The 13776-nt window shown below is 72.2% G+C and carries 11 protein-coding genes; 5 read left to right on the forward strand and 6 right to left on the reverse strand.

Going from position 1 to position 13776, the window contains the following annotated elements:
- Nucleotide 1 precedes the first annotated feature (1 nt).
- Genes ACFY2Z_RS24330 through ACFY2Z_RS24345 form a run of 4 tightly spaced genes read left to right on the forward strand, consistent with a single transcriptional unit; the run spans nucleotide 2 to nucleotide 4428 of the window.
- Nucleotides 2–1780, forward strand: a complete 1779-nt coding sequence (locus tag ACFY2Z_RS24330) for an FAD-dependent oxidoreductase (RefSeq protein WP_390746210.1) — start codon at nucleotides 2–4, stop codon at nucleotides 1778–1780.
- Nucleotides 1781–1788: 8 nt separating this feature from the next.
- Nucleotides 1789–2547, forward strand: a complete 759-nt coding sequence (locus ACFY2Z_RS24335; protein ID WP_390746211.1) for a CoA transferase subunit A — start codon at nucleotides 1789–1791, stop codon at nucleotides 2545–2547.
- A gap of 43 nt (nucleotides 2548–2590) precedes the next feature.
- Nucleotides 2591–3241: a CoA transferase subunit B gene (locus tag ACFY2Z_RS24340; protein ID WP_390746212.1), complete on the forward strand. Its 651-nt coding sequence runs from the start codon at nucleotides 2591–2593 to the stop codon at nucleotides 3239–3241.
- The gene (locus ACFY2Z_RS24345) at nucleotides 3238–4428 is read left to right on the forward strand and encodes a thiolase family protein (RefSeq protein WP_390746213.1); all 1191 of its coding nucleotides are present in this window, start codon (nucleotides 3238–3240) and stop codon (nucleotides 4426–4428) included. The genes ACFY2Z_RS24340 and ACFY2Z_RS24345 overlap by 4 nt, the downstream gene beginning before the upstream one ends.
- Nucleotides 4429–4457: 29 nt before the next feature.
- Here the strand turns inward: ACFY2Z_RS24345 and ACFY2Z_RS24350 are convergent, their stop codons facing one another.
- The 3 genes from ACFY2Z_RS24350 to ACFY2Z_RS24360 all read right to left on the reverse strand — a co-directional run bounded on the left by ACFY2Z_RS24350 (nucleotide 4458) and on the right by ACFY2Z_RS24360 (nucleotide 8441).
- Nucleotides 4458–5330 (reverse strand): helix-turn-helix domain-containing protein, encoded by an 873-nt coding sequence (locus ACFY2Z_RS24350; RefSeq protein ID WP_390746214.1) that lies wholly within the window; start codon nucleotides 5328–5330, stop codon nucleotides 4458–4460.
- An 83-nt stretch (nucleotides 5331–5413) separates the two neighbouring features.
- The gene (locus ACFY2Z_RS24355; protein WP_390746215.1) at nucleotides 5414–7240 is read right to left on the reverse strand and encodes an AMP-dependent synthetase/ligase; all 1827 of its coding nucleotides are present in this window, start codon (nucleotides 7238–7240) and stop codon (nucleotides 5414–5416) included.
- Nucleotides 7241–7577: 337 nt separating this feature from the next.
- Nucleotides 7578–8441 (reverse strand): LysR substrate-binding domain-containing protein, encoded by an 864-nt coding sequence (locus ACFY2Z_RS24360; RefSeq protein ID WP_390746216.1) that lies wholly within the window; start codon nucleotides 8439–8441, stop codon nucleotides 7578–7580.
- 135 nt (nucleotides 8442–8576) lie between these two features.
- On the opposite strand from ACFY2Z_RS24360, the gene ACFY2Z_RS24365 reads away from it, so the two are divergent.
- Complete coding sequence (locus tag ACFY2Z_RS24365; RefSeq protein WP_390746217.1) at nucleotides 8577–9617, forward strand: bile acid:sodium symporter family protein; 1041 nt, start codon at nucleotides 8577–8579, stop codon at nucleotides 9615–9617.
- On the opposite strand, the gene ACFY2Z_RS24370 is transcribed toward ACFY2Z_RS24365, so the two are convergent.
- From ACFY2Z_RS24370 to ACFY2Z_RS24380, 3 genes are all read right to left on the reverse strand, one after another.
- The gene (locus tag ACFY2Z_RS24370) at nucleotides 9556–10788 is read right to left on the reverse strand and encodes a hypothetical protein (RefSeq protein ID WP_390746218.1); all 1233 of its coding nucleotides are present in this window, start codon (nucleotides 10786–10788) and stop codon (nucleotides 9556–9558) included. The genes ACFY2Z_RS24365 and ACFY2Z_RS24370 overlap by 62 nt on opposite strands.
- 10 nt (nucleotides 10789–10798) lie before the next feature.
- Entirely contained in the window at nucleotides 10799–12676 is a 1878-nt protein-coding gene (locus tag ACFY2Z_RS24375; RefSeq protein WP_390746219.1) for an exo-alpha-sialidase, read from the reverse strand.
- A gap of 161 nt (nucleotides 12677–12837) precedes the next feature.
- A complete protein-coding gene (locus ACFY2Z_RS24380) occupies nucleotides 12838–13755 on the reverse strand; it encodes a zinc-binding alcohol dehydrogenase family protein (protein ID WP_390746220.1) in 918 nt (305 codons plus the stop codon).
- Nucleotides 13756–13776 lie beyond the last annotated feature (21 nt).

Here is a 13776-nt window from a genome sequence, read left to right on the forward strand (position 1 = left end):
CATGACCCGCCCCCACACCGCCGGATCCGGCGGCTACGACACCGACGTCCTGGTCGTCGGCAGCGGCCCGGCCGGTGGTTCGGCCGCCCTGCTCCTGGCCACCTACGGCATCCGCACCCTGCTCGTCACGAAGTACGGCTGGCTCGCCAACACCCCCCGCGCGCACATCACCAACCAGCGCACCATGGAGGTGCTGCGCGACCTCGGCGTCGAGTCGCAGGCTCTGGCCGTCGGCAGCCCGTCCCACCTCATGGGCGACACGGTGCTGTGCACCGCGCTCGCCGGCGAGGAGATCGGACGGATCCGCAGCTGGGGCACGGGCCCCGCCTCGCGGACCGAGTACGGCTCGAAGAGCCCCTGCGAGATGGTCGACCTGCCGCAGACCTATCTCGAACCGATCCTCGTGAGCAACGCGGCGGCCCGCGGCGCCAAGGTCCGCTTCGACACCCAGTTCCTGAGCTTCACCCAGGACGCGGACGGCGTCACGGCGCTCCTGCGTGACCGCGTCCGGGGCGACGAGTTCACCGTGCGCGCCCGCTATCTGGTCGGCGCGGACGGCGGACGCAGCATCGTCGCCGAGCAGTTGGGCCTCCCGTTCGACGGCCGGATGGCCAAGGCGGGCAGCATGAACATCGTCTTCAAGGCCGATCTGAGCCGCTACTGCGCCCACCGCCCCAGCGTCCTGTACTGGGTGCTGCGGCCCGGCGCGGAGACGGGTGGCATCGGCATGGGCCTGGTCCGGATGGTCCGTCCCTGGAACGAGTGGCTGCTGGTGTGGGGCTACGACATCGACCAGCCGCAGCCGGAGGTGGACGAGGCGGAGGCACGGCGGATCGTGCGCGATCTGATCGGTGACGCCGAACTCCCGGTGGAGATCGAGTCGATCTCGCTGTGGACCGTCAACCACGCCTACGCCTCGGTGTATTCGTCCGGCCGGGTGTTCTGCGCGGGCGACGCGGTGCACCGGCACCCGCCGTCCAACGGGCTCGGTTCCAACACCTCGGTGCAGGACGCCTACAACCTGGCCTGGAAGCTGGCCATGGTGATCCGCGGTGAGGCGGCGCCCTCGCTGCTCGACAGCTACACGGCCGAACGCGCCCCTGTGGGGCGGCAGATCGTCGAACGGGCGAATCTGAGCCGCGACCAGTTCGGGCCGATCTTCGACGTGCTCGGCGTCGGCGCCGGGGGCGACGAGGGAGCCATCGCCGAGGGCCTCGCGGCGGTGCGGGCCGCCACCGCGGAGGGCGCCAAGCGGCGGCAGTCGCTGGAGGAGGCCGTCCAGCTGAAGAACTACGAGTTCAACGCGCACGGTGTGGAGCTGAACCAGCGCTATGTCTCCGGTGCGGTCCTCGCGGACGAGAGCCCCGCCGAGACCGGGGAGGACGACCCGGAGCTGGTGGCCCTGCCGACGAGCCGGCCCGGCGCCAAGGTGCCGCACGCCTGGCTCGTGGACGCCCGGGGCGAGCGGATCTCCACACTCGACGTGGTCGGCAAGGGCGTCTTCACCGTGCTCACCGGTCTCTCGGGCGGCGTCTGGGAGGCGGCGGCCGACGCCTGCCGCGACGAACTCGGCGTGCCGCTGCGGTTCGTGCGGATCGGCGACGCCGACTGCCGTGACGCGTACGGCGAATGGCGCCGGGTCGGTGAGATCGCCGAGGACGGAATGCTGTTGATACGGCCGGACGGTCATGTGGCCTGGCGGCGCACCGACGCCCCCGGCGCCGAGGACACGGCCCGGCAGGAGCTGACCGACGCCCTGAGCCGGGTGCTGGGGCGGTAGGAGAGACGATGGACAAGCAGATGGCGACGGCCGCGGAGGCTCTGGCGGATGTGGTGGACGGGCAGTCCTTCGCCGTCGGGGGCTTCGGGCTGAGCGGAGTGCCCGAGGTCCTCGTCGGCGCCCTGTACCGGTCGGGGGCCCGTGACCTCTCGGTCGTGTCCAACAACTGCGGTGTGGACGGGCGCGGTCTCGGCATCCTGCTCGCAGCGGGCCGGATCGCCCGGGTGACGGGCTCGTACATCGGGGACAACAAGGAGTTCGCCCGGCAGTACCTCGCGGGCGAACTGGAGGTCGAGCTGATCCCGCAGGGCACGCTCGCCGAGCGGCTGCGGGCGGGCGGCTGCGGGATCCCGGCCTTCTACACTCCGGCCGGGGTCGGCACGCTCGTCGAGAAGGGCGGCCTGCCGTGGCGGTACGGGGCGGACGGCTCCATCGCGGTGGCCTCGCCGCCCAAGGAGGTCCGGGTCTTCGACGGCGTCGAGTACGTCATGGAGCGGGCCATCACCACCGACTACGCGCTGGTCAGGGCCGCTCGGGGCGACCGTCACGGCAATCTCGTCCTCCATCGTGCGGCGCGCAACTTCAATCCGCTCGCCGCGATGGCAGGCCGGATCACCGTGGCCGAGGTGGAGGAGCTGGTCGAGCCGGGGGAGCTGGACCCCGACGAGGTGCACGTGCCCGGAGTGTTCGTGCAGCGGGTCGTGGCGCTGACGCCGCAGCAGGCGGCCGACAAGGCGATCGAGAAGAGGACGGTGCGCGAGCGATGAGACGGCGTCATCCATGGTCCCCGGGAAAGGCGGTGCGCAGACCATGACCTGGAGCAGAGAACAGATGGCCGCGCGGGCCGCGCAGGAGCTGCGCGACGGCGACTACGTCAACCTCGGCATCGGACTGCCCACACTGGTGGCCGAGTTCCTGCCCCCGGGCGTGGACGTCGTCCTGCACTCGGAGAACGGGCTGCTCGGGGTCGGACCGTATCCGTCCCCGGAAGAGGTCGACCCCGACCTCATCAACGCGGGTAAGGAGACGGTGACCGTCCGGGCGGGGGCCTCCTTCTTCGACTCCTCGCTCTCCTTCGGCATGATCCGCGGCGGCCACATCGACACGGCCGTCCTCGGCGCACTGCAGGTGTCGGAGCGGGGCGACCTGGCCAACTGGGCGGTCCCCGGGAAGATGATCAGGGGAATGGGCGGCGCGATGGACCTCGTCCACGGGGCCCGCCGGGTCGTGGTGCTGATGGAGCACTCGGCCCGGGACGGGAGCCCCAAGATCGTCCAGGAGTGCACGCTGCCGCTGACGGGACGGGCGTGCGTGGACCGGATCATCACCGATCTGTGCGTCCTCGATGTGACCCCGTCCGGCCTGGAACTGGTCGAGACGGCCCCCGGAGTGACGGTGGAACAGGTGCTCGACCGGACACCCGTCGCCGTCCGCCACCAGTCCCGCAAGGAGCAACGATGATCGAGCGACCTCGTGACGTCTACGTCGTCGACGCCGTCCGCACCCCCGTCGGCCGCTACGGCGGCGCCCTGTCCGGCGTACGCCCCGACGACCTCGCCGCCGGAGTGCTGCGCGCCCTCGTCGACCGCAGCCCCGGCCTGGACCCGGCCCGCATCGACGACGTGCTGCTCGGCAACGCCAACGGCGCCGGCGAGGAGAACCGCGACGTGGCCCGTATGGCCGTGCTGCTGGCCGGGCTCCCGGTGAGCGTGCCCGGCGCCACCGTCAACCGGCTCTGCGGCTCGGGCATGGAGGCCGTCGTCCAGGCGGCCCGTGCCGTCGCCCTCGGCGACGCGTCCGTCGTGGTCGCGGGCGGGGTCGAGTCCATGAGCCGCGCGCCCTGGGTGCTGCCCAAGCCGGAGCGGGGCTTTCCCGCACGGGACCAGCAGCTGTACTCGACCACCCTCGGCTGGCGCCTGGTGAACCCGAGGATGCCGCGCGAGTGGACCATCCCGCTCGGTGAGAGCGCGGAACTGGTCGGTGCCAAGCACGGCATCACCCGCGAGCAGCAGGACGTCTTCGCGCTCGCCAGTCACCGCAACGCCGCCCGCGCCTGGCGCGAGGGCCTCTACGACGGGGAGGTCGTGGCCGTCGACGGGGTGGACCTGCCACGCGACGAGAACATCCGTGACACCACCTCGGCCGAGGCGCTCGCGGCGCTGAAGCCGGCGTTCGTCCCGGACGGCACCGTCACCGCCGGCAACTCCTCGCCGCTGAACGACGGAGCGGCCGCGCTGCTGCTCGCCGACGAGGACGGACTCGCCGCGATCGGCCGCGAGCCGCTGGCCCGGGTACGGGCGGCGGCGGTCACCGGGATCGATCCCCGGTACTTCGGACTCGGCCCGGTGGACGCCATCCGCAAGGCGCTCGACAAGGCGGGCGTCGCCGCGGCCGCGCTGCACACGATCGAGCTCAACGAGGCGTACGCGGCCCAGGCGCTGGCCTGTCTGGCGGCGCTGCCGGAACTCGACCCGTCGGTCGTCAACCCGCGCGGCGGCGCCATCGCCATCGGTCATCCGCTGGGCGCCTCGGGTGCCCGTATCGCGGGCGCGGTGGCCCACCAGCTGGCCGCGGCGGGCTCCGGGACGGGGCTGGCGGCGCTGTGCATCGGTGTCGGGCAGGGGCTGGCGCTGGTCCTGGAGCGCTGACCCGGTCCCGCCGCGGGTTGCGGCCGCGGTCAGGCGGCCGCGCGCCGCACCGCGGCCGGGGTCGTCCCCAGCCGGGCGCGCATCACCCGCGTCAGATGCTCCTGGTGGGTGAACCCGCAGTCGGCGGCGATCTGCCCGATCGGCCAGGTCCCGGTGCGCAGCATCCGGCACGCCTGCTCCAGGCGCAGCCGCAGGAGGTACTGATGCGGGGACTGTCCCGTGCTGGCCCGGAACTGCCGGGTGAACTGGCTGCGGCTGAGCGAGGCCGCGGCCGCCAGGTCCGCGATCGGCAGCGGTTCGGCGAGCCGCTCCCGCATGAGGTCCCGTACGGCCGACAGCTGCCGCTCCGACAGCCCCGACGGCACGGACGGCGGCTCGGCCGGGCGCGCGGCGTGGCACCGTACGAGTTGTGCGGCGAGCATGCCCGTCAGATGGTCCACGTAGGTCCGGGCGGACGGCTCCCAGCGCCGCACCGCGCCGTCGAGTGCGAGCACGAGCTGCTCGGTGAGCGGATCCGTGGCACCGAGCTCCTCGGACAGCTCCACGGGACGGCCGTCATTGGCCTCTCGCAGCGCCTGGTCCGCCACATACGCGTGCACCGTGTCGAGCCGGCCGTCGAGCTCGACGGAGAGCGTCCGGCCGGCCGGCTGCAGAAACAGCCCCCCGGCGGGGATCTTCCCCGAGCGGGTCGCGGCTCCACGTCCCCGGCGCACCGTGACGGGCCCGCTGAGGTGCAGGATCACCAGATGAGTGGGGGCGGGCTCGAAGTCCGCGCGATAGGACAGCTCCTCCTGGGACGACACATACAGCCGCTCCCAGCCGAGCCCCGCGCTGCTGCCCCGGGGCCGCACCCCGGGCTGCCGGAGGATCCCCACCGTGTCGGCGAGTCCCAGTTCCGCCATGGTGCGACCTCCTCGCGCTCCCTCATTTGATTGAACATTGAATCACGATGGGGTGAACACGTCGAGGGGCACCATGACCGGGCTCAGCTCCGGTACAGCGCCTCCACCTCGGCCTCGTACGCCTTCTCGATCGCCTTGCGCTTCAGCTTCAGCGAGGGAGTGAGCAGCCCGTGCTCCTCGGTGAACTGGTGCGCGAGGATACGGAAGGTGCGGATCGACTCGGCCTGCGAGACCAGCGTGTTCGCCGCCACCACCGCCCGCCGCACCTCGGTCTCCAGATCGGGGTCGCGCACCAGCTGGGCGGGGGTGAGCCGCGGTTTGCCGCGCATTGCGAGCCAGTGCTCCACGGCCTCGGAGTCGAGGGTGACCAGCGCGGCGACGTAGGGGCGGTCGTTGCCCACGACGATGCACTGCGCGACCAGCGGATGATCCCGTACCCGCTCCTCCAGCGGCCCCGGCGAGACACTCTTGCCGCCGGAGGTCACCAGGATCTCCTTCTTGCGCCCGGTGATGGTGAGGAAGCCGTCCTCGTCCAGCACACCCAGGTCGCCGGTGGCGAGCCAGCCGTCGTGCAGGGACTCGTCCGTGGCCTTCTGGTTGTTGAGATAGCCCTGGAAGACATGGCCGCCGTGCAGCCAGATCTCGCCGTCGTCCGCGATGTGCACCGTGGTGCCGGGGATGGCCTGACCCACCGTGCCGTAGCGGGTGCGCCCGGGCGGATTCGCGGTCGCGGCCGCCGTCGTCTCCGTGAGCCCGTAGCCCTCGTAGATCTGCACGCCCGCGCCCGCGAAGAACAGCCCGAGCCGGCGGTCCATCGCCGAGCCGCCGGACATGGCGTGCCGCACCCGGCCGCCCATCGCCGCACGGATCTTGCTGTACACGACCTTGTCGAAGAACTGGTGCTGCATCCGCAGGCCCGCCGAGGGGCCGGGGCCGATGCCCCACGCCTTCGCCTCGATCGCGTCCGCGTACTTCACGGCGACCTCGACCGCCTTCTCGAAGGGCCCGGAGCGGCCCTCCTTCTCGGCCTTGCGGCGGGCCGCGTTGAAGACCTTCTCGAAGATGTACGGCACAGCCAGGAAGAACGTCGGCTTGAACGCGGCCAGGTCGGGGAGCAGCGCCGCCGCGTTGAGCTGGGGCTGATGGCCGAACTTGACCCTGCCGCGGAAGGCCGCCACCTGCACCATCCGCCCGAAGACATGCGCGAGCGGCAGGAACAGCAGGGTGGCCGCCTCATCGCCCCTGCGGGAGTGGAAGACCGGCTCCCAGCGCTCGATGACCGTGTCGGCCTCGAACATGAAGTTGCCGTGCGAGATCACACAGCCCTTGGGGCGGCCGGTGGTGCCGGAGGTGTAGATGATGGTCGCCGTGGTCTCGGGGGTCACCGCCTGCCGGTGCCGGTGCACCACCTCGTCCTCGAGATGGGCGCCCGCGTCGTACAGTCCCTGCAGGGCGCCGACGTCCAGCTGCCACAAGCGGTGCAGGTGCGGAAGGCGGTCGATGACGGTCGCGATGGTCATCGCGTGGTCCTCGTGCTCCACCATCGCGGCCGACACCTGGGCGTCGTGCAGCATCCAGAACACCTGCTCCGCCGACGAGGTGGGATAGACCGGCACCACCTCGGCGCCGATGGTCCACAGCGCGAAGTCGAACAGCGTCCACTCGTAGCGGGTACGGCACATGATCGCGACCCGGTCCCCGAACCGGATCCCCTCGGCCAGCAGGCCCTTCGCCAGGGCGAGGACCTCGTCCCGGAACTCGGCGGCGGTCACATCCCGCCAGTGCCCCTCGGCGTCCTTGCGTCCGAGGGCGAAACGGAGTGGATCTTCCTGGGCATACTCGAAGACGACGTCGGCCAGACCGCCCACCGGCGGCGTCGACGCCGACGGAGGGTTGGTGAACTCGCGCAATCCCCGCTCCTTGTGGCGCTCCGCACAGCGCCGTGAAAGCTACCTGAGAGCCCGGCGGGGCGGGAGGGGGTCGGAAACCCGTGGGCAGGGCACAAATCGCTCAGGTCAGCCCCGGAAAATATGTGCAGAAGGGTAAGGAGAGGACGAAATTCCTTACGGCGTCGTAGTCACCGGCCCGACAATCTCCACGGAATCTGTACGACGCGGCTACCGCCCCGCACACCCTACTCGCCAGTAGTACGGGGGTTCAATCGGGGCCCGCGATCATCGACCCGGCTGCTCGGCCCCCTGTGCCGCTGTCTTCCTCAGCGTGTGCGGCGTTGCTTCTGTCACCCCCCTACCGGCGGTGCAGCCGGTCCCCGCTCGCCAGGATCGCCGCCGCGAGCGCGCGGGCCGTGTGCCGCGCCGGGCCCGGCCGCTCACCCTCGACCAGAACGAAGTCGATCTCCCCCAGGTCCGGCAGCCCCGCCCGCTCCGGCACCCGCACCAGACCCGGCGGGACCAGCCCCCGGGAGTGCGCCATCACACCGAGCCCGGCCCGGGCCGCCGCGATCAGACCGTTGAGACTGCCGCTCGTGCATGCGATACGCCAGGCACGCCCCTGCTTCTCCAGCGCCTCGAGGGCACGTGCCCGGGTGATCCCCGGGGGCGGGTAGACGATCAGCGGCACCGGGCGGTCGGGGTCCAGCCGCAGCCGCTCCCCGCCGATCCACACCAGCCTGTCGTGCCAGACCAGCTGCCCGCGCGGATCCTGGGGGCGCCGCTTGGCCAGCACCAGATCGAGCCGGCCCGCCGCGAGCAGCTCGTGCAGGGTGCCCGACAGCTCGACCGTCAGCTCCAGGTCCACCTCGGGATGGTCGTAGCGGAAGCGCTCCAGGATCTCCGGCAGCCGGGTCAGCACGAAGTCCTCCGAGGCGCCGAACCGCAGTCGGCCCCGCAGCCGGGTGCCGGTGAAGAACGCCGTGGCCTGCTCGTGCACCTCCAGGATCCGGCGTGCGAAGCCGAGCATCGCCTCGCCGTCCTCCGTCAGCTGGACCGAGTGCGTGTCCCGGGCGAACAGCGGGCGCCCGGTCGCGTCCTCCAGCCGCCGCACATGCTGGCTCACCGTGGACTGGCGCAGCCCGAGCCGCCGGGCGGCCTGGGTGAAGCTCAGCGTCTGGGCCACCGCCAGGAAGGTGCGCAGCCGGGCAGGGTCGTACACATCCTCGAGGTTATCGCGGAACGCGATGACAGTCAGAGCGGTGTACGGGATTCCCGATCGATCGGCGCAGGGGGACGATGGAGAGGGCACGACCGTGTCCGACCCCGGACGTACAGCGAACGTAAGTGGAGCACCGTGAAACGCCTGCGATGGCCGCGTTGGATGCCCGTCGATCCCTACATCGTCCTGCTGCTGGGGACCGTAGGGCTCGCGGCTCTCGTCCCGGCACGGGGCATGGCCGCGCACGTGGCCTCCGGTGGGTCCACGGCCGCCATCGCCTTCCTCTTCTTCCTGTACGGCGCGCGGCTCTCCACCCAGGAGGCGCTGACCGGACTGAGGCACTGGCGCCTCCATGGCACCGTGCTGGCCTGCACGTTCGTCGTCTTCCCACTGCTCGGCCTCGCCGCCCGCGGCCTGGTGCCGGTGCTGCTGACACACAGCCTCTACACCGGTCTGCTCTTCCTCACCCTGGTCCCGTCGACCATCCAGTCGTCGATCGCCTTCACCTCGATCGCCCGGGGCAATGTGCCCGCCGCGATCTCCGCGGGCTCCTTCTCCTCCCTCGCCGGGATCGTGATCACCCCGCTGCTCGCGGCGGTACTGCTCGGCAACAGCGGCGGCGGCTTCTCCGCGGACTCGCTCGTCACGATCGTGCTGCAACTGCTGGTGCCGTTCGTCGCGGGGCAGCTGCTGCGGCGCTGGGTCGGCGGCTTCATCACCCGGCACAAGAAGGTGCTCGGGCTCGTCGACCGCGGCTCGATCCTGCTGGTCGTCTACACCGCCTTCAGCGAGGGCATGGTCCAGGGCATCTGGCACCAGGTGAGCCCGCTCAGGCTGGGCGGGCTGCTCGTGGTCGAGGCGGCCCTGCTCGCCGTGATGCTCGTCCTGACCTGGTACGGCAGCCGGGCGCTGGGCTTCAGCCGCGAGGACCGGATCGCGATCCAGTTCGCCGGGTCCAAGAAGTCCCTCGCCTCCGGGCTGCCCATGGCGAGTGTCCTGTTCGGCGCGCACGCCTCCCTGGCCGTGCTCCCGCTGATGCTCTTCCACCAGATGCAGCTCATGGTGTGCGCGGTGATCGCCAAGCGCCGGGCGCACGACCCCGAGCGGCCGGCGGTCAGCCCCGGGACAGCCGCAGCGCCACGAACCGCGGTCGGTACAGGGACACGTTCCGGCTGAGGTTCGTCTGCGCCGCGCCCCCCGTCGCGTCCAGCCAGTTGACGTCGTAGCTGAGCACCAGCCTGCCGTCACCACCGCTCAGCTCCGGATGCGCCTGCGGGTTGTACGCGGCCACCTCGCCCTGGGGGAGCGGCGCGCGCAGCCTCCGCCCCGGCCCGTGCCAGGGGCCGGTGGGCGCGCACGCCCAGTAGGAGGTGACCGTGGTCAGCCCCGGGGTGCCGGCGGCCATGGTGAACAGCACATAGGTCCCCTGGTCGCGCACCACCGTGAACGCGCTGGCCACGCCGGTGCCGCGCCCGTCTCCCAGCACGGCCCCGAGCCGTGGCCGGGACGTCCAGGCCAAGCCGTTCCAGTACTGCCAGGCCGTGGGGTCGGCCAGCCGGCCGCGCGCCACCCGGGCCAGATACGCCCGGGAGGCGGGGCGCCCGGCCGCCCGGGCGTCGTCGCCGCCGAAGACATAGGTCCACGTTCCGTCGGCCGTCGTCGTCGTGCCGAACAGCACCCGCCGGGACGGGTCGGGGATGCCCCGCTGGTCGAGGATCCGCACGGCGCTCTCGACCCGCAGATCCGGCAGGGACAGCGTGGCGACCTCGGTGGCGGCGGGGACCCCGTAGATCCAGGGGTAGGTGCCGGTCGTCCGGGTCCACAGCAGGACCCGGACGACCTGCTCGGCGGAGCCGGGGGAGCGGGGTTCGACCTGTGCCGCCACCGGCCAGCGCCACTCACCGGGCGCGGGGTCGGGGAACAGCGGCGCGGGCAGCGTGCGCTCCAGCCGGCCCGCGCGGGACATCACGACCGCGGAGTTGCGCACCAGCGGCGTCGAGACCTCCCGCCAGACGTACGACTCGCCGACCGGGTTGGGCGGGCCGTGCACCGGGCCGAGATAGGTGTCCGAGAACAGCCACAGCACCCGCCCGTCCGGCAGCCGCACCGAATGGGTGCCGTCGCCGCCGGTCCAGTCGTCCGTGCGCGCGGAGTCGTCGCCGTACCGCGTGAACTCGGCGTCCAGCGCGGTGTCGGCCGTCCAGGCCGCGGGGGTGCGCGGGGCGCAGCCGCCGCCCTCCCGGTCGTGGTCCGGGAGGGCGGTGAGCAGCACGGCCGCGCAGACCAGGGCCAGGACCAGGCCGAGCCCGGTCCCGGCCCGCCGTCGTGCCGTGGTGTCGTCGGGCACGCCGGGGACGTTAGTGGCTGCCGCTCACCTGGTCCATGGGCAGCCACAGCACCGTGTCCCGGGTGGAGACCCGGGCGCCGGTGCGCAGCGCGGTGATCTCGTCGTCGCCGAGCGCCCTGTCGTAGACCCGTACGTCGTCGATCGCGCCGGTGAAGAAGGCCCGGCTGTCCATCCGCTGGCCGACGTGCACCCCGAAGGGGGAGTTGCGGCTCACGGAACCGGGCACATCCGCGCTGCTCAGCTCGGTGTCGTCGATGAACAGTGTGAGCCGGCCGCCGCCTCGGCGCAGCGCCAGACGGTGCCACTGGCCGTCGTTGTACGCGCCGGACGTGCGTACATACGCGGACTTCGGGGCCGAGGCACCGTCGCGGACGGTGATCAGGCCCTGGATGCGGTTCGAGGCGGGCTCCCCGCGCAGCCACACCTGCGGCTGCGAGGTGCCGATGCCGCCCATCCAGAGCAGGGGCTGCTCACCGGTCGTCGCCGTGTACCGGAACCACAGCGAGGCGGTGAAGTCCTTGCTGCCGAGCGGAAGTTGCCGCTGGTACGGCAGGCGTACGGCGTCGTCGGCGCCGTCGAACTCCAGGGCGCCGCCGAACACGCCGTCCGTCTGCCGCGCGCCGCCGAGGACCGCGGCCGGCCGGGTGCCCGGGGCCCGGTCGGGGGTGGTCGGGTCGGGGCCGCGGCGCGGTTGCAGCCAGTCCTCGGTGAAGCGGGCGAAGCGGATCTCGTCCCGCGCGTCGACCGCGCCCCCCTCGTAGAGGAGTCCCACGGTGTCCCCCTCGGCGCGGACCAGGTCGGAGTAACCGGACCAGTCCGTGGTGACGACGGTGCCGCGGTCCACGCTGTCCCAGGTGCGTCCGCCGTCGTAGGAGGAGCGGATCATCATCGTCCGGCGGCGGTCGGGGTCGCCGGGGCAGGCCAGCAGGATGCGGTCGCCGAGACGCAGCATCGAGCCCTGTACCTGGGGTGCGTACAGGTCCGGCAGATCGCGGAAGGGGGCGACGAAGCTGCTGCCGCCGTCGCGGCTCACGGTCTGGGTGCGGTGGCCGAGGTCGGTGCCGTCCTGCTCGCGTCCGCTGACCAGGATCGAGCCGTCCTCGCGTTCGGCGAGGGTGAGTTCGGAGGGCTTCTGGCGGTAGGTGCCGTCGTCCGCGATCGGCCAGGAGTCGGTGGCGCCGATGTGCCAGTGGTCGCCGCCGTCGTCACTGGTGATGAGCGCGGCGTGGTTCGCGGTCACCCGACTGCCGTTCCAGGTCTCGGTGTTGACGCCGAAGACCAGACGGCCCGCGTGCCGGCCGCGCGTCAGCTGGATGCCGTGCACGGGCCCGGTGGCGTACCAGGAGTTCCAGTCCGGGGGCAGGATCTGCGGGCTGAGATCCCGCGGCGCCGACCAGCTCAGCCCGTCGTCGTCGCTGTACTGCAGATGGGGGGTGCGGTCGCAGGGCACCGAGCAGCTCGCGCTGTCCGTACGGCCCGTGTTGTAGGTCTCGGCGAGCAGGATGCGGCCCGTCCTCCGGTCCACGATGGGGGCCGGGTTGCCGTGGGTGTCCCCGGCGCCCTCGTCGACCACCTGCAACGGGCCCCAGGTGCGGCCGCCGTCGGTGGAGCGCTTGACCACGATGTCGATGTCGGCGGCGTCACCGCAGTTGAGCACGCGGCCCTCGGCGAAGGCGAGCAGGGTGCCCTTCTTCGTCTTCACGACGGCCGGGATGCGGAAGCAGGCGTAGCCGGGATCCTGGGAGGCCTTGAAGAGCACCTGTTGTTCGAAACGGCCCTCGCTCCGGGCCGGTTGCGCACCCGCCGGGCTGGGCAGCGCGAGCAGCGCGGCGGCGGTGAGGACGGCGGTCAGGGTCGATCTGAGTCGTGCACGGAGACTTGACGGCATGGTGCGGCCCGCCCTTCATGCGTCTGGACTCAAGCATCTGGACATACTGGACATCCCATGTCCAACGTGCAGGCCACAGACGGTACTTGGGGTCTCAATGGCCCCACAAGAAGCGTGCAGGACCCATGTTCCCCGGCCGCTGCGGGGAACCGTCGAGGAGGTCAGGGGCGCAGCACCACCTTGCCGAGGTTCTCGCGCGACTCGATCACCGAGTGCGCCTTCGCCGCCTCCTCCAGCGGGAACACCCCGTGGACGACGGGCCGCAGCGCCCCCTCCTCGAACAGCCGCCACAGCTCCCGCCGCCACCGCTCGTACAACTCCGGCCGCCCCCGGGCGATCCGTGCCATCTGGAACCCGGTCACGGTCTTCGCACCCGCCAGCAGGTCGTACGCCTGAAGGGTGCCGCCGCCCGAGCTGTACACCACGAGCCGCCCGCCCGGGGCCACGGCACCCAGAGCCGGGGTGAGCAGGGCGCCGCCGACCGCGTCCAGGGCGTAGTCGACGGGTTCCCCCCAGTCGGGGGCGTCGTAGGTGACCACCTCGTCGGCGCCGAGCGAACGTACGAACTCCGCCTTCCATGCGCCCGACACCGCGCCCACGACGCGGGACGCACCGCGTGTCCGGGCCAGTTGGACCGCGAGCTGACCGACACCGCTCGCGGCCCCCGTGACCAGCGCCGACTCGCCCGGCTCCGGGCGGGCCGCGGTCAGCGCCCCGAGCGCGACCAGTCCGCTGCGGACCAGGGCGACGGCGTCGACGGCCGTGGCGTGGTCCGGTACGGGGGAGGCCATGGTCTCGTGCAGCACGGCGAAGTCGGCGTACCCGTGCCCGAAGCACAGTCCCGTCACGCGGTCACCGGCCCGGAAGCGGCTTACGCCGCCGCCGACCGCCACCACCTCGCCCGCGATCTCCCCGCCGAGCGGGATCGGCTCGGCGGCCTCGGTGACCGTGCGCACGACCGGCAGGGTGACCCCCACGGCCTCGCAGCGCACCAGGAGTTCGCCGTGGCCCGCAGAGGGCACCGGGGCCTCCTCGACGAACAGGGGGCCGTGGGTGGATTCGTAGCGGACGCGGCGCATCGCACCTCCAGAAGTCGTTGG

This window comes from Streptomyces sp. NPDC001222 (assembly GCF_042896945.1).
GTDB lineage: Bacteria > Actinomycetota > Actinomycetes > Streptomycetales > Streptomycetaceae > Streptomyces > Streptomyces gibsoniae.

Excerpts from the sequence above, each read along its gene's own strand:
- ACFY2Z_RS24345 (WP_390746213.1), top strand. The coding sequence starts at position 3,238 with ATGATCGAGCGACCTCGTGACGTCTACGTCGTCGACGCCGTCCGCACC.
- ACFY2Z_RS24335 (WP_390746211.1), top strand. The coding sequence starts at position 1,789 with ATGGACAAGCAGATGGCGACGGCCGCGGAGGCTCTGGCGGATGTGGTG.
- ACFY2Z_RS24350 (WP_390746214.1), bottom strand. The coding sequence starts at position 5,330 with ATGGCGGAACTGGGACTCGCCGACACGGTGGGGATCCTCCGGCAGCCC.
- ACFY2Z_RS24340 (WP_390746212.1), top strand. The coding sequence starts at position 2,591 with ATGACCTGGAGCAGAGAACAGATGGCCGCGCGGGCCGCGCAGGAGCTG.
- ACFY2Z_RS24330 (WP_390746210.1), top strand. The coding sequence starts at position 2 with ATGACCCGCCCCCACACCGCCGGATCCGGCGGCTACGACACCGACGTC.
- ACFY2Z_RS24375 (WP_390746219.1), bottom strand. The coding sequence starts at position 12,676 with ATGCCGTCAAGTCTCCGTGCACGACTCAGATCGACCCTGACCGCCGTC.
- ACFY2Z_RS24380 (WP_390746220.1), bottom strand. The coding sequence starts at position 13,755 with ATGCGCCGCGTCCGCTACGAATCCACCCACGGCCCCCTGTTCGTCGAG.